Genomic DNA, 22,021 nt, shown 5'->3' with positions numbered 1-22,021 from the left:
CTTCCTTGTAACGGCTGAAGGTAATTCGCCGGGCTGATGATTTCTGAGACTCTAGCCCAGCACCTGCCGCGCTCCAATAGACGTAGTGAATTTCTGCCACTGCGTTGTGGTAAGAGGACGGCAGTGATCACGAGCCAATTTCAATCAGCGAGCACATGCACGGATGACGCACCTTGCGCCCGCCGTACACTGATGTCAGACGCGCTTTGCCTGGGTTTCTACTACCCCTCCGCCAGTAACTCAAGCATAGCTATAAATGAGTTATCGCTCAGTCCATCGGCTGCTTTTGGCCGACAGCGGTAGCATGCCAATGTCCGCTTTTGGCCGATAGCTGCCATTCATTGTGGCAGCTTCGGCTGGCATCGTTTTCTCAAGCCGTCATGACTGAGGGGTTGGTTTTCAGGTCTTCACCTCAACATGATCCAACGCCTGATTCACCGCCAACTCACTCAACATCACCAACTGCGCAATTCCGATCGCAGTCTTGCGATGGGCAGGCTCCAGCGTGGCCGCAAAGTTGTTGAGCATTTCGCTGGCCGAGCTCAGTGATTCGCTGGCGTTGGCCAGGAGTGATTCAGTGTTGTAAGCCGGATTCGCCAAGTACATGGGGTCGTGTTTGTGATGGCTACCCATGATCCGTTGCTGTGGGGTGAGGTAGTGATCGAGCGCGCGTTCTGCCGCCTCGTTGAGAGTTCGAGAATCGGGGAATTTGTAGGGAGATACCGGATCGGTTTCCGGTGGGTTCGGTGTTGGCTTGAACATAGATGTAACTCCAGGGTGAGAAAGTGGAGCCATCAGCCTCGCTACCAAACGAGGGTGGTGGCCATACGGAGGTTGGTAGACCGGTCACCTGGATACCCGGCGCGTCCGAAGACGCCCTACGCATGGCCACCATAAAACAGAGGACGAAAGAGTGCCTGCAATCTGGTGTTGCGATGCGACAGGTAATCCGGGCTACCAAACCCGATCACTGTTTTTCAGTGACCCGGAAACGATAAAACCCGCACCCCAGACGCACAAGCCGGCGGATTCTGGCGTAGTCGTAGGCAATGACGCAAGACGCTGTAGCCGTGGGGAAGTAATGCCGGGCGTTTCTAAACACCATTCGAAAAACGCTTAAACACGCTGCCTCGCAATGTCGAAATCAGACGTCCATCCGCTGCAGAATAAAAGCGGACTCCAGCCTGCGGGATCACGCGATCCCATCGATTTCAATTTTCCTGTCCGTACCCATTCTTTCTCGGCACCTACCAGCGCACATCACTTTTTAAGCTTGATGAAACGTTTCAGCAGGTTTATAAAAACGGCACAACTCCAAGAAAAGGCTGCTCCCATGACCCCGCTCAAACTCGTTGTTGCCCTCAGCGCACTGTCCGCTGCCTCCCACGCCATGGCCTGGGATTACGTTCTGCTCGACACCGATAAAGCTGCTCAAAACTGGCAGATCACCAGCCAGCAACTCGGCGTGAAAACCGACAAGCCTTTCAGCGTCAGCCTGCGCACCTTGCATGGCGGTCGGCAGGAGGGCGTCAGCATTGTCGACATCGATAACGGCACGATGAAACTCTCGGTGGTGCCGACGCGGGGAATGAACGTCTTGCAGGCCTCGGTCGGCGACGTGCGTATGGGTTGGGATTCGCCGGTCAAGGAGGTGGTCAATCCGTCCTTCATCGAACTCAATGGCCGCGGTGGTCTGGGCTGGCTCGAAGGCTTCAATGAGTTGGTGACCCGCTGCGGATACGAATGGGTCGGTCACCCCGGCGTCGACAACGGCGAACTGCTGACCCTGCACGGTCGGGCCGCCAACATTCCGGCGAACAAAGTCACCCTGCACATCGATGAAAAGCCACCGTACGCCATTACCCTGCGCGGTGAGCTGAAAGAGCAGGCGTTCAAGAAAGTCGACTTCTCCGTCGCCACCGAACTGGTCACCGAACCCGGCAGCGTAGTGTTCGCGCTTAACGACGCCCTGACCAACAACGGTGATTATCCGAAGGAATACCAGGCGCTGTACCACAGCAACTTCAGCACCCCGTTCCTGGAGCAGGGCGCTCGTTTCGCCGCGCCGGTGAAACAGGTGTCGCCGTTCAACGACAAAGCCAAGGGCGATTTGGCTGAATGGCAAACCTACCGCGCACCGACCAAGGACTACGACGAAACGGTTTACAACGTCGTGCCGTATGCCGATGCCAAGGGCGATACGCTGACCGTGTTGCATAACAAGGCCGGCAGCCTGGGCGTTTCGGTTGGCTTCAATACGCAGACATTGCCGGTGTTTTCTCTGTGGAAGAACACCGATACCCAAGGTCAGGGTTATGTCACCGGGCTGGAGCCGGGGACGAGTTTTTCCTACAACCGCCGTTATCAGCGACCACTGAACCTGGTACCCACCATCGGGCCGAAGGAACACAAACAGTTCCGCATCAGCTACAGCTTGTTGGCGGATAAGGCGGCGGTGGATAAGGCCTTGAAGCAGGTGAGCGACATTCAGGGCGGGCGGGAGACCGAGGTGCGGCAGACACCGTTGGTTGATCTGACCAAGGGCTGACACCGGCCAGAAAAAGGGGGGACTGATTTATTTTTCCTGAATAAATCAGCGCCCCTTTTTTATTCTGTGATGGCGCTCTCGAACGGGCCCGAATGCCATTCACCATGTCGAAATCAGACACCGTCGTGCCGCTCCCAGGCTATTTGCGATCAACTCCAGGCACGTAAGGTGACGCATCATTTCATCGCCCTGCGTCGTCGTCCGACCGATTTGTAACGCTGCAGCGCTTGAGGTGCGCCGCTCTGGAGCAGGGCAACAGGAAGAAATGATGATCGCCTGACACGTCGTCAGTACGCCCAAACGTCGATCACCAGAGAACAACAAAAACAATGAATAGTCTGAACTCGAAGGACTCGAACGGTCAGTTGGCGCAGGGCTTCAAGCCGCGTCATGTCACCATGCTTTCCATTGCCGGCATCATCGGTGCGGGGCTGTTTGTCGGCTCCGGCCACGCCATTGCCGCCGCCGGCCCGGCAGTCTTGCTTGCTTATCTCTTCTCCGGTCTGCTGGTCGTGCTGGTCATGCGCATGCTCGGTGAAATGGCCGTGGCCCATCCGGACACGGGATCGTTTTCCACCTATGCCGATCAGGCCATCGGCCGTTGGGCGGGGTTCACCATTGGTTGGTTGTATTGGTGGTTCTGGGTGCTGGTCATTCCGATCGAAGCGCTGGCCGCCGGGCATGTCTTGAATCAGTGGTTTCCGCAGGTCGATGCGTGGTTGTTCGCGTTGCTGTCGATCATTTTGCTGGTGGTGACCAACCTGTTCAGCGTGTCCAAGTACGGCGAGTTCGAGTTCTGGTTTGCGATGGCCAAAGTGGTGGCGATCATCGGGTTCATCGGGCTGGGTTTTGCGGTGTTGATGGGCTGGATTCCGGAGCGTGAGGCCAGCGGTTTGAGCCGCTTGATGGAGGAACACGGCGGGTTTGCGCCCAATGGTTTGTCGGCGGTGGTCGGGGCTTTCATCACCATCATGTTCAGTTTTATCGGGACGGAAGCGGTGACCATCGCGGCCGCCGAATCGAGCAACCCGGCGCAGAACATCGCCAAGGCCACGCGCTCGGTGATCTGGCGCATCGGCGTGTTTTATCTGCTGTCGATTTTCGTGGTGATTTCCGTGGTGCCCTGGAACGATCCGCTGCTGGCGTCGGTCGGCTCTTACCAGCGCGCGCTGGAGCTGATGAACGTTCCCAATGCCAAATTCCTGGTCGATGTGGTCGTGCTGATCGCGGTGGCCAGTTGCATGAATTCCTCGATCTACATTTCCTCGCGGATGCTGTTCTCGCTGGGTCGTCGCGGCGATGCTCCGCAACCGTTAAAGGTTACCTCTGCAGCGGGCGTGCCGAGGGCAGCGGTGATTGCCAGCACCGTGATCGGCGCCGGGGTGACGCTGTTCAGCTATTTCATGCCGGCGGGGCTGTTCCAGTTTCTGCTCGCCAGCTCCGGCGCGATTGCGTTGCTGGTGTATCTGGTGATCGCGGTTTCGCAATTGCGCATGCGCCGGATGTTGCGTCGGCAAAACGTCGAGCTGACGTTTCGCATGTGGCTGTTTCCATGGCTGACGTGGCTGGTGATCGCGTTCATCTGCGCTGCGCTGGCGGTGATGATGGTGACGCCCGAGCATCGTCTGGAAGTGACGTCGACCATTGGGCTGGCGCTGGCAATTTCGTTTATCGGGCTGGTGACCACGCGGCAACATGGGCAGGCGAGGGCGGCGGTTTCGGCGGGCAAGGCCTAGGGTTTTTCTGATGCTTGAACGGTGGGGCTATCCCCGGCACGGACGCAGGGGATGTCCGATCATCGGGCTTCGGCTCGCAGCCAACGTCTGACCTCGCCCTGTATCGCATACGCCGGAGCCTCGACCGCATTGAAATCCTGCGAATACCGCTGCGCAAACCCTTCGACTCCCCATTCCTGAAACTGCTGCACATGCTTCAGTTCGTGCGCCCAGAGCGCCACGTTCTGCTCTGCGGACTCAGCGTCGCGGAACAGGATGATGTCGATCAGCGTCACCGCGCCGACATCCGGGTTTTGCAGGATGGCCGTGGCGGCGTTGTATTGGCCGTCGTTGGTGACTTTGTAGTGCACGGCATCGAGGACGCTGGGGTCATACCAGCGCAGCAGTTGCTTCCGGATGTGCGGTGGAATCGGTTTGATGTCGGTAGTGGCGGCTTCGGCGCGGGCCTGGCTCAATCCCAGCGCCAGAGCTGGTGCCGCGATCCGGAAAAGGTCTTCAGACAGGCGCACCGGGTCCGGCAGGCAAATGCAGCTGTCGAGGCATACTTGTTTTTCGCCGGCAGGGCAGGTGTCAGCCTGGGCTGGTGCTGCAAGCGTCAAGCAAAGGACCAAGGACAAAAAGGAGGACGCGCCAAAGGCCCCTCGGTGTACGACCCTTTCATTTTGCGTTGCCCCATACATAGTCATTCCATCTACGGGTTGTCAGCGCGAGTGGCTCGGGGAGGGGCATGGTGGTTTTCTCCCGCGTGGTTTCACTTAAGGCTAGATCAAGCCCGGCAGTTTCACCGACCTGTTTCGCCCCAAGGCCTTGGCACTGTACAGCGCCTGATCGGCGGCTTCGATCAAACCTTGCACGGGGGTGAGTCGGGAACCGGCGGCAGTGGCAATCCCGATGCTGACACTCACTCGCCCCAACGGACTGGATTCGTGGGAAATGTTCGCTTGCTGCAACCGGTCGAGGATCAGTTGCGCCACGATCTGCGCACCTTCGCTGTCGGTATTGGGCATGATGACGCCCATCTCTTCACCGCCATACCGCGCCACAAGATCCGAGGGACGGCGCACGCACGTCTCCACGACGTTGCCAACGCGTTGCAGGCAATCGTCGCCGGCAACATGCCCGTAGGAATCGTTGAACAGTTTGAAGTAGTCGATATCAATCATCAGCAGTGCCAAGGACGTGCCGTCGCGCTGCGCTCGTCGCGCCTCCAGGTCCAGCGTCACATCGAAGCAGCGTCGATTGGCCAGACCGGTCAAGGCGTCCTTCATCGCCAACAACTCGAGTTGCCTGTTTGACGAAAGCAACTGCTGCTGAGTGCCCATCAACTCCGCTTCTACTTGGGTTCTGCGTCGGATATCCAGTATCAAAAACCAACCGATGAGACCGGTAAGCGCGAGCAGGCCCGTTACCACCACGGCCGATAGCAGCGCCTCCGTTCGCCACGCGGCGAGGGCTTCGCGTTTCCCGAGTGCGACGGTCGTGATCAGCGGCAGCCGGTCACTTTTGCGAAAGGCGTAGAGCCTTTCCACACCGTCCAGGCTGGAGGTGAACGAGGCGGTGCCGACAGAGCGATCCACCAGATACTTGGCGTAGATCGGCGACTTTGAAAAATTGCGCCCCATGTCCTGCTCGCGGAAAGGGTAGCGAACCAGCAACGTACCATCGGTATAGGACAGCCCGATGGCACCCTCCTGGCCGACATCGATCTTTCCAAACAGCCGCAGAAAGTTTTCGATGCCCAAGGTCACCGCGACCACACCGGCAAACTCACCGCGAGCATCATTGAAGCGTCGACTGACGGTGATGACCCATTCCTGATTGGAGCGGCTCTGAATGGGCGGACCGATAAAGGTCTCGGGGGAGGGATCATCGCGGTGATGAATGAAATAGGCCCGATCACTGCTATTCGCCCCGGCCGGAATCGGCCGGTTGGACGACATCAGCCAGCGTCCCTGACTGTCGTAGATGGTGATGCCGCTGAGCTGTGGCATCAGCGGTTCCTGCCGGTCGATCAGCGATCTGATCCGCTGGATCTGAACGGGGCCACTGCCTTCGGTTTCCAGGCGTTCGACGAGCCCGAGCAAAAGCGCCGAACTTTGGCGGACAATGCCTTCGGAATAGGTGACAAGCGCCTGGGTCAGGTTCAACCCGTGAACGTCTACTTCCTCCAGCGCTCGCTCTCGAGAGGCCAGCACCTTCCAGACAGTCAGTGAGGCCAGGGAACAGCCGATAACCAACAGCAAAAGCACAACCAGGTGCGTATCTCGCTTCACGTCACTACCTTATGGAAAGTCCGTTTTTCCGTTCCAGAGGCTATTGGATCAAGGCAATAACGGCAGCCGTTTGTCCTCATCGCGCGCAAGGATACAAGCAGTCAGGTGTCGCTGCAGCAATAGATGAACGGGTTACAGCACCGAGCCCCTCTCGACCTCAACCGCGTTTGGGCAGCTTCCAGTTCGGGCGAATGAAGTGGCAGGTGTAGCCATTCGGAATGCGCTCGAGGTAGTCCTGATGCTCTGGCTCCGCTTCCCAGAACGGTCCCGCCGGTTCGATTTCAGTGACCACCCGGCCTGGCCACAGGCCCGATGCATCGACATCAGCCGCAGTGTCTTCAGCGATATCGCGTTGCTGCTCGTTCAGGTAATAGATCGCCGAACGATAGCTCGGACCGAGGTCGTTGCCCTGACGGTTGGGTGTGCTCGGGTCGTGGATCTGAAAGAAAAACTCAAGGATCTGCCGATAGCTGATCACGGCGGGGTCGAAGACGATTTCGATGGCTTCGGCGTGGTTACCATGATTGCGGTAGGTGGCGTTCGGCACATCGCCGCCGGTGTAACCGACCCGCGTCTGCAGCACGCCGGGGTAGCGGCGCAACAGATCCTGCATGCCCCAGAAGCAGCCGCCGGCAAGAATGGCAGTTTCGGTTTGAGTGGTCATGGCATGTCCTTCCTCTCGAGTGGGTCGCAGATGTTTCTTGATATGAGGGAGTGTGGGCTGATTCCAAGGTTGAGTCGGTAAATAAACCATGAAGTGCGGGCTTTCGGAATTCTCCTGCTTTTGCTTCACGTCACTGTCTTTGGAGCGCCCGGCGCGGGGCACGCCAATATTGAAGCGAAAAAAAACCGCCAATCAGGCGGTTTTTTCAAAGCGGGATTCAGGTTCTGCCACCGGCGAGCCAACCATCAGGCTCCATTTCTTTGCCACAGGCTGCGGCTACTTTCAAAAAATGCCGCTGACTGGCGGAGACCCTGTTGGGCAAACAGGGTTCTTCGGCACGAAGTCTGGAAGCAGGCGCTGATTGGGCTTTTGGCTTCTTGTGTTTCATGGACACCTCTCGTGCCGGGTTGCTTGAGTCGATCTTATGGGTGGACCAGTGGAAAGACAAGGCGGTCAGTCGTGTCAAAATAAAATCCAAGCGTTTGGTAGTAGGAGATAGCACCTGAGTCAGGTTCTTGTACTTCAATTTCGGTACATCCCAGCTTTCGGGCATAGAACTCTGTTGTCAGTAGTGCCATTGGTGCGATCCAGCCTCGCAGGGTATGGGCCTTGTAGGTGTGACCCTGCAAAAGAACGATTTTTATGCAGATTGTGCTTTTTCGTGGCGTTGCATAGCACAAACCGCACAGCTCATCTTCGTACCAGAAAGCCAAGTCCAGACCTTTTGCATCTTTTGTTTTCCACTCAAGTACATCATCCCATGGGTATCCAATGGGCCCGCTCCACTGATGGTATGCGTTGATTGCCAAGGGCGTGATCGGGTCGATCCTGAGCAACTGAGCATCAATCCCGGCTGCCAGAGCTCCTGGATCCATGGAAAGCGTTTCGTGCGCAAGTTTGCGGGCTTCTGATTTGAGCGTTTGGTTTCGGAGTTCGGTACCTTTGCCTTTTCTTCGCATCGTCTGTGTTCTGTCCGGTTCAGGCAGAAGACGGTATCGAAGGCGAGGGTGCCCACGTAATCAGGCGTGAGGGACGGCTGCTGTAGGACGCTGCTTATGTGCGTGAAGGACGCAGGAATTGGCTGGTTTTAGTCACATTCAGCGATCCGTCCGCGGCATCGCCGCAATCGGCTGGATCTGCCGGAATGCCTGCGCCGAGCACCAGCGATTTCGCCCTTGCTGCTTGGCCTGATACAGACAGGTATCGGCGGACTTGAGCAAAGTGGCCGGGGTCACCGCATCGTCAACCGGAAAGCGCGTGGTAATCCCCGCACTCGCAGTGACATACCCCAGCGGATGCCCGGCATGTTCAAGTTCCAGCGAGCGAATGGTCTGCAAAATATCTTCAGCCACCTGAATTGCCCCGGCGCTGTCGGTGTTGGGCAATAGCACGGTGAATTCCTCGCCGCCGTAGCGTACGGCGAGGTCCGAAGGCCGCTTGACTGCTTTGCGGATGCCGTCGCCGACCGCGATCAGGCAGTCATCGCCGGCGGCGTGGCCGTACTGGTCGTTGTAGCGCTTGAAGTAGTCGACATCGAGCATGATCAATGACAGCGGCGAACCCTGACGTCGGGCCAGGCGAATCTCATCCGTCAGCGCCGCGTCCAGGCGCCGACGGTTGCCGAGGCCGGTGAGGCTGTCAGTCAGCGCCATGTCGCGCATCGTTTTGTGCGCCGAGCGAATCTCCCGTTCCATCGCCATCCGCTGGCGCAACTGGCTCAGGACGATGAGCCCGAAACAGGCCAGCACCAGAATCAGGAACACCAGCACGAAGCCGTTTTTCAGCAGGTCCTGGCGCCACGGCGCAACGATGGAATCCCGGGACAAACCAGCCTCGACCACCAGTGGGTAGGTGGTCAGGGCGCGATAGCCGTAAAGGCGTTCGGTGTCGTCGACCACCGCCCGGATCTGGACAATGCCCTGATTGGCGTTGGGCAGGTAGGTCTTGAAGATCTCGCTGTTCGCCAGGCTTTTGCCAACCACGGAGGCAATGAACGGCCGGCGCACGAGGATCGTGCCGTCGCGCATCGCCAGCACCAGTGCGCCTTTGTCATCGATGCGGAAGTCACCGTAATAATCGACGAAATAACTGACCTTGACCGTCCCCAGCAGCACGCCGGCGAACGATCCGTCGGGGTTATTCAAACGCCGCGAGATCGGAATGATCAGGTCATGGGTGGAACGGCTTTCCACCACTTGGCCGATACGCACGCGCCGGTCTTCATGGGTGCGGTGATACTGGAAATAATCGCGGTCGGCATTGTTGGCCGTCTCAGGCGTGACCTCCTTGTCGGTCACGATCCACTGGCCGTCCGGGCCGTAGATGAACAGGCCATGCAGCTGCGGCATGATTTTCGATTGCTGGATGAGCAGCTTGTGAATCCGCGCCACATCCAGGTTCTGCAAACCATCGCCTTCGACCCGCTCGGCCAGCCCCGCAGTCAGCACATCGACCTGACGGATGGTGTCCTCGGCGTGTTGCGCCGTGGCGCGGGCGAGGTTGGTCACCGAATCGCGTGCGGAAGCAAACACCGAACGGTAATCGCGCCACGTCCTCCAGCTCTCGACGGTCAGAAAAGCCACGACCACCATCAGCATGAAACTGACGGTCAGGCGAAAGGTCGAGCCGGCCTTCACGCCTTGGCGAGGCGCGCGCGGTGTTTCATCTGGGGTGGGCGCTTGCGTCTTGCGTCCGGGCATCAACATTCCCTGGCTGTCGTTGTGAGCGAGTGAACAGTATGACAAGGATCGGAGGGAAGGTCGGGCTGGCTGTGTGATCTGCTCGGCAGTTAGAGCGGATTGTCCGTTTTGAGTTGACGGTGAAACGCTTTTCAGACGATTTATCGCTTTCAGGCGAGTCAGTAATCTGTGCCCATCTTGAACGCAAACGCACTTCCACAACTAAAAAGGGATTCACACATGAGCACTCCAACCTACAACCGCCTGAACAAAGACGACGCCGTGGTTCTGCTGGTCGACCACCAGACCGGTCTGATTTCTCTGGTTCAGGACTTCTCGCCAAACGAGTTCAAGAACAACGTGCTGGCGCTGGCCGATCTGGCCAAATTCTTCGAGTTGCCGACCATCCTCACCACCAGCTTCGAACAAGGCCCGAACGGCCCGTTGGTGCCGGAACTCAAGGAAATGTTCCCGGACGCGCCGTACATCGCCCGTCCAGGCCAGATCAACGCCTGGGACAACGAAGACTTCGTCAAGGCGATCAAGGCCACCGGCCGCAAGCAGATCATCATTGCCGGTGTCGTGACCGATGTGTGCGTAGCGTTCCCGACCCTGTCGGCGCTGGCGGAAGGGTTTGACGTGTTCGTGGTGACCGATGCCTCCGGCACCTTCAACACCACCGTGCAGCAAGCGGCGTGGAACCGCATGACCCAGGCCGGTGCACAGATGATGAATTGGTTCTCGGTAGCCTGCGAACTGCACCGCGACTGGCGCAACGACATCGAAGGCCTGGGCAACCTGCTGTCCCAGCGCATCCCGAACTACCGCAACTTGATGAACGGTTATGCGGCACTGACGGCGCATCAGAAATAACCGGATGCCGGATAGACGAAAGCCTGCTTTGAAAAAAGCAGGCTTTCGTCGTTTCTACCGCAAACAGCAGTGCAGGGGACTCGTCACCTCAAACCGTGACGACAATTTTCCCGACCTGCTGGTTGGCCTCAAGAAAGCGATGCGCTTCCTGAATGTCATCCAGGGCAAATGTCCTGGCAATGATCGGTTGCAGCGCGCCGGATGCCAGCCCTTCGCCGATGAAAACCTTGGCGCGCGCCAAGGTGGCCGGGTCGGAGACGATCTCCGTGTAGAGGTAACCCTTGAGGGTGAGGCATTTGCCGAGCACGGTGAACAGCGGGAACGGCGTCGGTTCCGGGCTCAATGCGCCGTACTCCAGCAGGATGCCGCCGCGCGCCATGCTTTGGGTCAGCGGTTCGAACGACGGGCCGCCCACCGGATCGAACACCACCCGCGCGCCTTTGCCGTCGGTCAGCGCCATGACGGCTGCAACCATATCTTCTTCGTCGCTGACGATCACGTGTGCGGCGCCAGCGTCGAGCAAGGCTTGTTTCTTGGCGCGGGTGCGGGTGACGGCAATCGAGGTGGCGCCGACCATTTTCGCGATCTGGAAGGCTGCCAGGCCGACGCTGCTGGAGGCGGCGGTGACGATCACGAAATCGTCCTTTTGCAGTTTGGCCTGTTCGACCAGCGCACCCCACGCGGTGACGTATTGCATCCAGGACGCCGCCGCTTGTTCAAACGACAGGTTCTGCGGGTGTTTGACGGTGAGGTGGGCGGGTACGTTGGCCAGTTCGCCGTAAGTGCCCCAGCGCGCGATGTCCAGCGGCGGAATCAGGCTGACGGCATCACCGATCTTGAACTCGCTGACGTTGGCGCCGACCGCCACCACCACACCGGCCGCTTCGTAGCCGAGACGGCTGGGAAACTCCGCTTCCTGCAGATAGGCGTGATTACGGAACATCACTTCGGCGCGATTCAGGCCAAAGGCTTTGACCTCGATCTGCACTTCGTCCGCAGCGGGCGCCGGGACGTCGACGTTTTCCAGTTTGAGGACGCTCGCGTCACCGTATTCATGAATCCTGACAATGCGTGCCATCTGTACTTCCTCGGTTATCGATGAAATTGCACCGACGTGAGCCGGTGCCATGGACGCCAATTTAGGCTTTGGCCTGCTCCGGATAAAGGCCTAGGATGGCGCAACACTAGAAACAACGAGTTTCCAATGGATCGCCTCACACTCATGGCCACCTTCGTCAAAGCGGTGGAGCTGGGCTCCTTCAGCGCGGTGGCGGACGAACTCAACCTGTCCCCGCAAATGGTCGGCAAGCAAGTGAAGATGCTCGAGCAGCATCTGGGCGTTTCGCTGCTCAACCGCACCACCCGCAAGCAAAGCCTCACGGATTTCGGCCGCACGTTCTATCAGCGGGCCAAGCTGATTCTGGCCGACATGGACGCCGCTGAAGAAATGGCCGCCGTGACCCGTGGCGTGCCCAGCGGCCGGTTGCGGATCAATGCGCCCGTCACGTTCGGCGTCAGTTCGCTGTCGCCGAAGCTGCTGGAGTACATGGTTCGTTATCCGCAAGTGTCGGTGGACCTGACGCTGTCGAACGAACTGGTCGACCTGGTGGACGGCGGATACGACGCTGTATTTCGCATCGGCGAACTCGCCGACAGCGGCCTGAAGGCACTGCCGCTGATGCCCTATCAAATGGTGCTGTGCGCGGCACCGTCCTACCTCGCACGCCGCCCAACCATCACCACGCCTTGGGACCTTCAGGAGCATGAATGTCTGGCGTTCGCCTATTCGGACGGCCGCTCACACCTGCGATTCGAAGGCCCGGAAGGCTGTATCGATGTACCGATTAAAAGCCGATTGACGATTAATCAGGGCGATCCGTTACTGTCCGGGGCCGTCGCGGGGCTGGGGGTGGTGATGCTGCCGCTGGAGCTGGTCAAGGATTCGCTGAGAAGCGGGACGCTGGTAAGTCTGCTGCCGCAGTACAAGGTGCCGGTTTCGCCGATGAATCTTCTGTATGCGCCGGATCCGAGGCTGACGCCGAAGTTGAGGAGTTTTATTGATTTTGTGCGCGTAGCGTTTGGATAAGCGCTGCATTGAGTGATGAAGGCTTAACGATCAGAGATTTGTCGCAACAAAATCCCTGAATCCGAGCTTCACATACTTTCGCGACTCATCGACAATGCGCGCTCTGTTCCGGGGTAGTTCAGCGGTAGAACACTCGGCTCTTAACCGGGTGGGCGCTGGTTCGAATCCAGCCCCCGGACCCACTACATAGTAGGTCACAAGGAAGTATGTCCAGGCCTGAGGGTGAATCGGGTGCGTTCGGCGAAATAAACGCCGGTTATGCGCACTTTCAACTGTCTCGCGCGCTTACTGCACGCGACAATGACGCCAGTCCGAAAGCACTTGCCAGGATCGAACGCTGGCAAAAGGTTCTCGAAAACCTGATGCATGGCCGTACACTGTATGGCTCGCGGACGCCGTTTGCCGACCTGCCAGAATGGATCACGCTGGAAGTGGCCACTGGCGGCTTTGCAACGGGCAACCTTCTGGCCGGTGGCGAGTTGACCGCTCATGAGCGCCTGTTGGCGTCATCGATTCCCGGCATTCGAGCGGGTTACGAACGGCTCGATTTGAATAGGTGGCATCTTTCAGACGAAGGCGTAAGAACGCTGCAAGAGCGATTGACGAACGAAGACTATCGGATCGATGTACCGGAAGAGGCCGCGTTGCTGACAGTGGCCTGGTTTCTGGGGCAACAACGCGTCGAAGAAGCCAGGACGTTGATCGAGCAGATCGCGCCTTTCTTCGAACGAGTGCGTTTCTTTCCCGCGGCAGCCAACGAGCGCCCACTCTCGATGGCTGAAGTTGAAGTTTTCAATGCTGGTCAAATCAGCCTGCGGCTGTCCGACCTCTTACCCCAGCCTCGTCTTACCGTCCAAAAGCATGTTGTTGAACGCAAGTTGCCCCTCTACGACACGGCGGTCTCGCTGTTCCTGCTGACGTACAACGATGGTTGGCCTTGCAGGCATTACCCTGAAGGCTGGTTCGAGCGCGCTTCGGTGCTCGGTAAAGAATTTGATATCGCCACTGAGGCTGATCCCCGCCGCGCGGGTAACTCCAGTGATCGGGCGGCGGAGTTGCTGGCATTGCTCAAGCAATGCTCTATCGATCCTGCATCGCTAACGGGGCGCCAGGTTGGGCGCATTCGCAGAATCGTCGACGACTTTGTAGCCAAGCATGGACACCCTGAGTCCGAAGAACATTCCAGCAAGCGCGCACAGCAGCGCCATCACGTATCAGCCTCGGCACACCATCTGATTGCCAAGGCTGCTTCCGCGCGACTGGCGAGATATCCAGTCTCGGAAGGCATCTCTGATTTCGCGCCGTTACTGACGCCCATCACCAACGAAGAGGCGAAGGCTTATTCATTGAAGGAGGGGGAGACCATTCCTCCTTCGATTCGTCGACGCCTCGAACGCTGCCGAAAGGGAACGGTTGCAGAGTTGATTGAACATGGGGTCATTACATCCGCAGATACCGTGGCGAAAGTGCTGCCAGCGATGACGGCGCAAATCTGTAGCGCCGGATATCGAGACGTAGCGCTGCGGGCACTGTCTGTCGCAACTTATTGTGCGTTCAGGCGTCGACGCTCTCTATTACTGCTGAACATGCAGCGTCAGGTGAGAGTCGATGATTTACCTTGGGTGAAAGCCCTGGAGACCGAGTACGAGGCGGGAGCTCTGGCGATTGAAGGTGCCAGACAGGCTTTGGTCGAGGCGTCCGCATTGACCCTTGTTGCATTTCCTCAGGCCATTCTGCCAAACAAGTTGCTTCAGGAATTTTCCTCGCTTGCCGAATTGGCCAAGCTGGATCTTCCCTTCGTAGAGGAGATCGCGGCTGACATTTTCATGGGCGCTTTCTCCGGCAAGTTCGTGAAGGCTGCCAAGCGTTCAGTCCGGCTGATGGCCGGATCTCTTTACGCACGCTATTACGATATCGATATGGATCAGTTGGCTGCACTACCCAAGCAGCGGAATTCACGAAGCAACAGTGGTGTGCTGGCTGGTTTGTGCGCGCGGCGGGCGAATGCCGATATCGGTAGATGGAGCCCGGCGAACAACGGCACGATCATCGAACAGCAACAGATATTGACCACGCAAAATCTGGCAATCCTGTTTGATGATCTGGACCTGAAGACGCTGTTACATGATCGCTTGGGTTCAATGGCCGAGGCATGTTTCAAATGGATATGCAGTCGGCAGCAGATGCAGATCAAGTTCTACCATGCACGTCTGGTCATGTTGAAAAACACCGCGTATGCGTGGCGCCAGATGATGTTTTATCTGTCGATGCTGGATCAGTCTCGATTGGAGAGCGTGCTTGGAAACATTGAAGTGCACTTCGCCGCTCAATCCGGCGCATTTCAGGGACGATTTCTTCCCGCCATGATCGGGTTGCGCATGGCGGTATCTGGGTGTCGGTTGACTTCGGCTCACCAAGAGCGCGAGGGAAGTAAGGTTTTTCTTGGGTGGACCACTGAACGGCACTGGCTGATGCCTTCCTAGATATCGGAAAGCTCCAGGCGTAACGAAAAGCCTGCCTTCAAAAGCAGGCTTTTCGCATTTTCAGAGATGCCTTCATTTCAACGCCGCCCGGTCCGCGTACTCACATCCACCCAAACCGCCAACACCAGAATGCTGCCCTTGACGATCATCTGCCAGTAACTGTCGACGTCGAGCATGGACATGCCGTTGTCCAGGCTGGTGATGACCAACGCGCCGAGGAGGGCGCCATAGACCGTGCCGGAACCGCCGCGCATCGAGGTGCCGCCGATGAAGCAGGCGGCGATGGCGTCGAGTTCGCCCATGCTGCCGGCCGAGGGGGAGCCGGCGGCCAGGCGCGCAGTGTTGACCACGCCGGCGAGGGCGCACATCACGCCCATGATCCCGAAAATCCAGAGTTTCACGGCCTGCACATTGATACCGGACAGGCGCGTCGCTTCCATGTTGCTGCCCACGGAATAGACGCGTCGGCCGAACACGGTCTGGCTGGTCACGTAGCTGAATCCGCCCAATAGAATCAACAGAAGCAGGACCGGCACGGGAATGCCGTCATAGCTGTTGAGGGTCTGGACAAACCCGGCCAGCACCGCGCCGATCAACAACACGCGTGCCACGTCACGCACCAGTGAGTGTGCCGCGAGGCCGTGAAGGGCGCGATTGCGCCGTTGTTTCCAGGTCAGGAACATCGTCAGTGCGAACAGCAGGACGCCCAGGCCGGCGCCGATTGCATGTGGCAAATAACCTTGGCCAATGTAAACAAGCTCCGGAGACACCGGCGCAATGGTCGTGCCTCCGGTGATTCCCAGCAAAATCCCCCGGAACGCCAGCATCCCGCCCAGCCCCACGATAAATGACGGAATGCGCAGGTACGCCGCCATGTAACCGTTGGCGAGGCCGATCAGCAATCCGCACACCACCACAAGGCTCAGGTTCGCCAGCAGCGGTATGTGATAGACAACGTCGAGAATGGCTGCCACGCCACCGAGCAGGCCCAGCAATGAGCCGACCGACAGATCGATCTCGCCGCTGATGATGACCAGCACCATGCCGCAGGCGAGGATCCCGGTGATGGACATCTGGCGCAGCAGGTTGGAGAGGTTGCGCGGTGTCAGGAATCCGCCCTCGGTCTGCCAGCTGAAGAACAGCCAGATCAGCGCCACGGCAAACACCAGTGCGAGCATCTTGTAGCGGGTGAAAAGTTGTTTGACCTGATTCATTTACGCGGATTTCCGATCTTTATTGTTATGGCTGTCAGGCTGGCTGAGTGCTGCGGCGAGCACCTGTTCCTGAGTGAGTTCGCGGTTGATGAAATCGCCCTGCAACCGGCCTTCGCCGATCACCAGTACGCGGTCGGAAACGCCGAGCACCTCGGCCAGTTCCGAAGACACCATGATGATCGACACGCCTTCGGCGGCCAGCATCCCCATCAACTTGTAGATCTCGTACTTCGCGCCGACATCCACCCCTCGGGTCGGCTCGTCGAGGATCAGCACCCGGGGCCTGGTCAGCAGCATCTTCGCCAACACGGCTTTTTGTTGATTGCCTCCGGACAGGCTGGTGATCGGCAGGAACGGGCTCGCGGTCTTCAGGTGCAGGCGCGAAATTTCCCGATCGATGCTGCCCAGTTCGGCTTCGGCGTCGATGCGGGTCAGTTTCGAGAAACTGTCCAGCACGGCCAGGGTGATGTTCTGGCCGACACCCAGGTCGGGAATGATCCCCTGACGCTTGCGGTCTTCGGGCACCAGGCACACGCCGGCGCGAATTGATTTGAGCGGCGTACGGGTGTCGATGGGGTGGCCGTCCAGCCAGACTTCGCCTTCGTGGCGACCGGGGTAGGCGCCAAACAGCGCGGTCACAAGCTCCGTGCGGCCGGCACCGACCAGCCCGGCGATGCCGAGGATTTCCCCGCGTTTGAGGCTGAACGAAACGTCGTCGACCCGTTTGCGTTTGGGGTTGTCGACGTCGTAGCAGGTGATGTGGCGCGCCTCGAAAATCACCTCGCCGATGTCGTGGGGTTCGGTGGGGTAGAGGTTGCTCATTTCCCGGCCGACCATCTGGGTGATGATCTGGGGAATATCCATGTTTTCCATGGCGGTCGTGGCGATGTGTTTACCGTCCCGGATCACCGAAATGGTGTCACACACGGCGGCCACTTCATCGAGTTTGTGCGAGATATAAACGCAGGCGACGCCCTTGGCCTTGAGGTCGCGGATGATGTCCAGCAACACCTCTATTTCCGAACGGGTCAGGGCGGAAGAAGGTTCGTCGAGGATCAGCAGGCGTGCCTGTTTGTTCAGGGCCTTGGCGATTTCCACCAGTTGCTGATAACCGCCGCCGTACTGCGAAACCGGCAGCGATACATTCATGTCCGGCACTTTCAGTTCGCGCATCAGGGCTTCGGCGCGGTGGATCATCGCCGGGTAATTCATCCGCCCACCCGGCAGCGTCAGCTCATGGCCCATAAAAATGTTTTCGGCCACCGAGAGGTCGGGAACCAGCGTCAGTTCCTGGTGAATGATGACGATGCCGGCGGCTTCCGTTTCGCTGATCGATTGCGCCTTGAGCGGTTGACCGTCCCAGAGGATTTCACCGTCCCAGGTGCCATGGGGATAGACCGCAGACAGGATTTTCATCAGCGTGGACTTGCCGGCGCCATTCTCGCCGCACAGCCCGACGCACTCGCCCGGCCGGACCTTGAGGTCGATGCCGTTGAGCGCTTTGACACCGCCGAAGGTTTTGACGATGCCGTTCATTTTCAGCAGAAAGTCGGACATGGCAGAGACTCATAAGCGACAGATACTGGACTGATCCCGCAGGCGCAAAACGCCTGCGGGGGCATCACTCACTGAGTGTCACTTTCCGGCGAGCTGCGCCTTGGTATAGAAGCCGTCCTGTTCCAGCAGGTCGATGTTGTCCTTGGTCAACGGAGTCGGGGTGAGCAGGATGGTGTCGACTTTTTTGCTGCCGTTGTCGTACTGCGAGCTGTAGGCGGGTTTCTCGTTGCGCGCCAGTTGCACCGAGAGTCTGGCGGCTTCGGAGGCAATCAGTTTCAGCGGTTTGTAAACGGTCATGGTTTGAGTGCCGGAGATCACCCGCTTGACCGCTGCCAGGTCCGCGTCCTGTCCGGAGATCGGCACCTTGCCGGCCAGTTGCTGAGCGGCCAGGGCCTGAATGGCGCCGCCGGCCGTGGCGTCGTTGGAGGCGACGATGCCGTCGATTTTGTTGTCGTTGCGGGTCAAGGCGTTTTCAACAATGCTCAGCGCCTCGGTCGGGTTCCATTCCTTCACCCATTGCTGGCCGACGATCTTGATATCGCCCTTGTCGATGGCCGGTTGCAGCACTTTCATCTGACCTTCGCGCAGGACTTTCGCGTTGTTGTCGGTGGGCGCACCGCCCAGCAGGAAGTAATTGCCCTTGGGCGCTGCGTGCAGCACGCCGCTGGCCTGCATCTCGCCGACCTTTTCGTTATCGAAGGAAATGTAGGCGTCGATATCGGCGTTGAGTATCAGACGGTCATAGGACACGACCTTGATCCCGGCTTTCTTCGCTTCGGCCACCGCATTGGTCAGCACGGTAGCGTTGAACGGCACGATGACGATGACATCGACGCCGCGGGAAATGAGGTTTTCGATTTGCGAAATTTGCTTTTGCTCGTTGGCATCGGCCGACTGCACGAAGACCTTGGCGTCCATTTTCTCCGCTGCCGCAACGAAGTAATCCCGGTCACGGGACCAGCGTTCCAGCCGCAGGTCATCAATGGAGAAACCGATTTTCGGATGGGCCGCGTCGGCCATCACCGGCAGCGACAACAGGGCCAGGGCGCTGGCCAGCAGCGTGCGTTTTACATTCTTCATGGTGGTGCGTCCTTTTATTTTTGTTTGAAAGACACGGCCTGACGATGAATATCGGGCTGATGGAACTGTAGAGAATCAGCTGACGCAACGGACTACAGATTTGTCGCGCAAATGTCACAGCGCCCGCAGTCCCCATTGGCGATCAGCGATAGATGAAACGGTTGACGACGTTTTCGAGCATTTCCTGCCGGCCGCTGACGGCCTGCGGGTTCAGTTCGTGGGCGAAGGCGTGCTCGGCCAGTGACTGGAGATTGAAGTCGCCTGCCAGCACCGACTGACCGAATGGCTGCTGCCAGCCGGCATAGCGTTGGTCCTTGAGCCGCTGAAGCTGATCGTTCTGGACCATGGCGGCGGCCCGCTCGAGCGACAGGGCGAGGACGTCCATGGCGCCGACGTGGCCGTGAAACAGATCGACCTCGTCGAGGCTCTGGCGGCGTACCTTGGAGTCGAAGTTGAACCCGCCATTGCCGAACCCGCCGGCCTTGAGGATTTCATAAGTGACGAGGGTCATTTCCTCGACGCTGTTGGGGAATTGATCGGTGTCCCAGCCGTTCTGCGGATCGCCCCGGTTGGCATCGATGCTGCCGAAAATCCCCAGTGAGACGGCCGTCGCCACTTCGTGATGAAAACTATGACCGGCCAGGGTCGCGTGGTTGGCCTCGATGTTGACCTTGATTTCCTTTTCCAGACCGAACTGCTGGAGAAAACCGAACACCGTGGCGCTGTCGTAATCGTATTGGTGTTTGGTTGGCTCCTGCGGCTTGGGCTCGATCAGCAGGTCACCTTTGAAACCGATCTTGTACTTGTGCTCGACCACCATGCGCATGAAGCGATCCAGTTGTTCGCGCTCGCGTTTCAAGTCGGTGTTGAGCAGGGTTTCGTAGCCCTCGCGACCGCCCCACAACACATAGTTGGAGCCTTTGAGGCGTTGAGTCGCGTTCATGGCGCTGAAGACCTGGGCCGCGGCGCAGGCGAACACTTCAGGATCCGGGTTGCTGGCGGCACCGGCGGCAAAGCGCGGATTGCTGAAACAGTTGGCGGTGCCCCACAGCAGCTTGATCCCGCTTTCTTCCTGATGGCGTTCCAGGTGATCGACCATTTGGGCGAAGTGGTTGCGGTACTCCTTCAGCGAGTGGCCTTCGGGGGCGACATCCGTGTCGTGAAAGCAGTAGTAGTCGATACCCAGCTTGGAGAAAAACTCGAACGCGGCCTGCGCCTTGCCAATGGCCAGTTCCATCGGGTCGCCGGCGTGTTGCCATGGGCGCTTGAACGTCCCTGCGCCGAACACGTCGGAGCCCGGCCAGACAAAGGTGTGCCAATAACAGGCGGCCATGCGCAGGTGTTCGCGCATCGGCTTGCCGAGGATGATCTTGTCGGCGTCGTAGTGACGGAAGGCAAGGGGAGAATCGCTGGCAGGACCTTCGTAGCGAATCCGGTCGACATCGGGGAAGTACGGCATTGGCAATGTCCTTGTTGTTCTTGGTTGTTGTTCTTGGGCGTGTCCCGATACTAGCAACGGCCCTGTGCCTGCCGATTACGAAAATCACCAACACGGAGTGCGATTTTGCGTATTGAGATTCGCCCTCTGCGCGCCTAGTCTGTGCAGACCGCCTCTACGGCAAGGGGCCCGGAACAAGCCTGAAAACAATGAAAACCGTACCGCCTGTTCACCGCATCGCCCTGTTGTTCAACGGGAGCAAGATCTATGACCGCGGCATCATCAGCGGCATCGGCAACTACCTGAGCAGCACGCGCGCGTCTTGGGATCTGTTTCTGGAGGAGGATTTTCTCTGCCGCTTGAAGGGCATCGAGCGCTGGCAAGGTGACGGAATCATTGCCGACTTTGACGACCCGCTGATTGGCGAGGCGCTGGCCGACATCAAGTTGCCCGTGGTGGCGGTGGGTGGTTCTTACCAGGATGAGCGCGCCTATCCCGAAGGCATCCCGTACGTCGCGACCGACAATAACGCGCTGATCACCATGGCTTACGAGCACTTGATCGAGGCCGGGCTGCAACGGTTCGCCTGCTTCAGCCTGCCCGAAGCGCAGACGAACCGATGGGCCCAGGAGCGCGAAAAGGCTTTTCTAAAATTGATGCAGCGGGACGGCTTGCACGCCGAGGTCTATCGCGGCATGGGGACCAGCGCGCCGCTGTGGGACAGCGCCGTCGAACAACTGATCGCCTGGCTGCAAAGCCTGCCAAAGCCGATTGGCATCATTGCAGTCAGTGATGCCCGCGCCCGGCAGTTGCTGCAAGCTTGCCTGACCGCCGGAATCGCCGTTCCGGAGCAGGTGGCGTTGATCGGCATCGACAACGACCCGCTGACCCGCAGCCTGACCCGGGTCCCGCTAAGTTCGGTGATCCAGGGCACTGAAACCATGGGCCGCACCGCCGCGCAACTGCTGCACCAGATGCTCCACGGCAAACCGTCAACGGGTGCGCATTTCCTGATCCCGCCTGAAGCGATCAACGTGCAGGTGTCGAGCCTGCATCAACCTTTGGGCAACCCCTACGTGATGCAGGCGCTGCTGTTCATCCGCCAATATGCCTGCCAGGGCATCAAGACCGCGCAAGTGGCGGCTTATGTCGGCGTGTCGCGTTCCTCGCTGGAGTCGCACTTTCGCGCGGTGCGTGGTTGCAGCGTGCATGACGAGATTCTGCGTTTCAAACTGGCGGCGGCCACTCGCGGACTGGAAAAAACCGACACGCCGATTGCGGATGTTGCCCGCACCTGCGGTTTCAAATCCGCACAGTACCTGCACACGGTGTTCCGTCGAGAGTTCGGGTGTACGCCCCGGGAATATCAGCAGGGCGCCAGATAGACGGCC

General features: G+C 58.8%; 17 protein-coding genes and 1 tRNA gene. 7 read left to right on the top strand and 11 right to left on the bottom strand.

Annotation, left to right across the window (positions count from 1 at the left end):
• Positions 1-399 precede the first annotated feature (399 nt).
• Positions 400-762: a DUF6124 family protein gene (locus CAF74_RS20185; RefSeq protein ID WP_085747521.1), complete on the bottom strand. Its 363-nt coding sequence runs from the start codon at positions 760-762 to the stop codon at positions 400-402.
• Positions 763-1,333: 571 nt separating this feature from the next.
• Here CAF74_RS20185 and CAF74_RS20180 point away from each other — a divergent pair.
• Together CAF74_RS20180 and gabP are read left to right on the top strand one after the other, a co-directional pair.
• Positions 1,334-2,548: an aldose 1-epimerase family protein gene (locus CAF74_RS20180; protein ID WP_085747520.1), complete on the top strand. Its 1,215-nt coding sequence runs from the start codon at positions 1,334-1,336 to the stop codon at positions 2,546-2,548.
• 329 nt (positions 2,549-2,877) lie between these two features.
• Positions 2,878-4,284 carry a GABA permease gene (gene gabP, locus CAF74_RS20175; protein WP_085747519.1) on the top strand — a complete coding sequence of 469 codons (1,407 nt, stop codon included), beginning with the start codon at positions 2,878-2,880 and terminating at the stop codon, positions 4,282-4,284.
• A gap of 59 nt (positions 4,285-4,343) precedes the next feature.
• On the opposite strand, the gene CAF74_RS20170 is transcribed toward gabP, so the two are convergent.
• The 5 genes from CAF74_RS20170 to CAF74_RS20150 form a co-directional block, all read right to left on the bottom strand.
• Positions 4,344-4,970: a DUF4157 domain-containing protein gene (locus CAF74_RS20170; RefSeq protein WP_256578393.1), complete on the bottom strand. Its 627-nt coding sequence runs from the start codon at positions 4,968-4,970 to the stop codon at positions 4,344-4,346.
• A gap of 75 nt (positions 4,971-5,045) precedes the next feature.
• Positions 5,046-6,557 carry a diguanylate cyclase gene (locus tag CAF74_RS20165; RefSeq protein WP_085747517.1) on the bottom strand — a complete coding sequence of 504 codons (1,512 nt, stop codon included), beginning with the start codon at positions 6,555-6,557 and terminating at the stop codon, positions 5,046-5,048.
• A 157-nt stretch (positions 6,558-6,714) separates the two neighbouring features.
• Positions 6,715-7,221: a peptide-methionine (S)-S-oxide reductase MsrA gene (gene msrA / locus CAF74_RS20160; RefSeq protein WP_011333723.1), complete on the bottom strand. Its 507-nt coding sequence runs from the start codon at positions 7,219-7,221 to the stop codon at positions 6,715-6,717.
• A 422-nt stretch (positions 7,222-7,643) separates the two neighbouring features.
• On the bottom strand, positions 7,644-8,180 hold the full coding sequence (locus tag CAF74_RS20155; protein ID WP_085747516.1) for an N-acetyltransferase: 537 nt from the start codon (positions 8,178-8,180) through the stop codon (positions 7,644-7,646).
• Positions 8,181-8,318: 138 nt separating this feature from the next.
• Complete coding sequence (locus tag CAF74_RS20150; RefSeq protein ID WP_085747581.1) at positions 8,319-9,920, bottom strand: sensor domain-containing diguanylate cyclase; 1,602 nt, start codon at positions 9,918-9,920, stop codon at positions 8,319-8,321.
• Positions 9,921-10,139: 219 nt separating this feature from the next.
• Here CAF74_RS20150 and ycaC point away from each other — a divergent pair, with 219 nt between their 5' ends.
• On the top strand, positions 10,140-10,772 hold the full coding sequence (ycaC, locus tag CAF74_RS20145) for an isochorismate family cysteine hydrolase YcaC (RefSeq protein WP_007958138.1): 633 nt from the start codon (positions 10,140-10,142) through the stop codon (positions 10,770-10,772).
• A gap of 88 nt (positions 10,773-10,860) precedes the next feature.
• Here ycaC and CAF74_RS20140 read toward each other — a convergent pair whose 3' ends face one another.
• Positions 10,861-11,850: a zinc-dependent alcohol dehydrogenase family protein gene (locus CAF74_RS20140; protein WP_085747515.1), complete on the bottom strand. Its 990-nt coding sequence runs from the start codon at positions 11,848-11,850 to the stop codon at positions 10,861-10,863.
• A 126-nt stretch (positions 11,851-11,976) separates the two neighbouring features.
• Here CAF74_RS20140 and CAF74_RS20135 point away from each other — a divergent pair, with 126 nt between their 5' ends.
• The 3 genes from CAF74_RS20135 (at position 11,977) to CAF74_RS20125 (ending at position 15,341) form a co-directional block, all read left to right on the top strand.
• A complete protein-coding gene (locus tag CAF74_RS20135; RefSeq protein ID WP_085747514.1) occupies positions 11,977-12,858 on the top strand; it encodes a LysR family transcriptional regulator in 882 nt (293 codons plus the stop codon).
• Positions 12,859-12,965: 107 nt separating this feature from the next.
• Positions 12,966-13,040: transfer RNA gene (locus CAF74_RS20130), tRNA-Lys, on the top strand.
• Positions 13,041-13,064: 24 nt separating this feature from the next.
• A complete protein-coding gene (locus CAF74_RS20125) occupies positions 13,065-15,341 on the top strand; it encodes a hypothetical protein (RefSeq protein ID WP_085747513.1) in 2,277 nt (758 codons plus the stop codon).
• A gap of 77 nt (positions 15,342-15,418) precedes the next feature.
• Here CAF74_RS20125 and CAF74_RS20120 read toward each other — a convergent pair whose 3' ends face one another.
• From CAF74_RS20120 to xylA, 4 genes are all read right to left on the bottom strand, one after another.
• Positions 15,419-16,555, bottom strand: coding sequence for a sugar ABC transporter permease (locus CAF74_RS20120; RefSeq protein WP_085747512.1), 1,137 nt, complete (start codon positions 16,553-16,555; stop codon positions 15,419-15,421).
• Entirely contained in the window at positions 16,556-18,112 is a 1,557-nt protein-coding gene (gene xylG / locus CAF74_RS20115) for a D-xylose ABC transporter ATP-binding protein (RefSeq protein ID WP_085747511.1), read from the bottom strand.
• A gap of 78 nt (positions 18,113-18,190) precedes the next feature.
• Positions 18,191-19,192, bottom strand: coding sequence for a D-xylose ABC transporter substrate-binding protein (gene xylF / locus CAF74_RS20110; protein ID WP_085747510.1), 1,002 nt, complete (start codon positions 19,190-19,192; stop codon positions 18,191-18,193).
• A gap of 142 nt (positions 19,193-19,334) precedes the next feature.
• Entirely contained in the window at positions 19,335-20,651 is a 1,317-nt protein-coding gene (xylA, locus tag CAF74_RS20105; RefSeq protein WP_085747509.1) for a xylose isomerase, read from the bottom strand.
• 188 nt (positions 20,652-20,839) lie between these two features.
• Between xylA and CAF74_RS20100 the strand changes: the two genes are divergently transcribed.
• The gene (locus tag CAF74_RS20100; protein WP_085747508.1) at positions 20,840-22,015 is read left to right on the top strand and encodes a XylR family transcriptional regulator; all 1,176 of its coding nucleotides are present in this window, start codon (positions 20,840-20,842) and stop codon (positions 22,013-22,015) included.
• Positions 22,016-22,021: the final 6 nt, after the last annotated feature.

Source organism: Pseudomonas sp. R45(2017) (genome assembly GCF_002112305.1).
GTDB classification, from domain to species: domain Bacteria; phylum Pseudomonadota; class Gammaproteobacteria; order Pseudomonadales; family Pseudomonadaceae; genus Aquipseudomonas; species Aquipseudomonas paraglycinae.
This window is presented reverse-complemented; position numbering and strand designations above follow the sequence as displayed.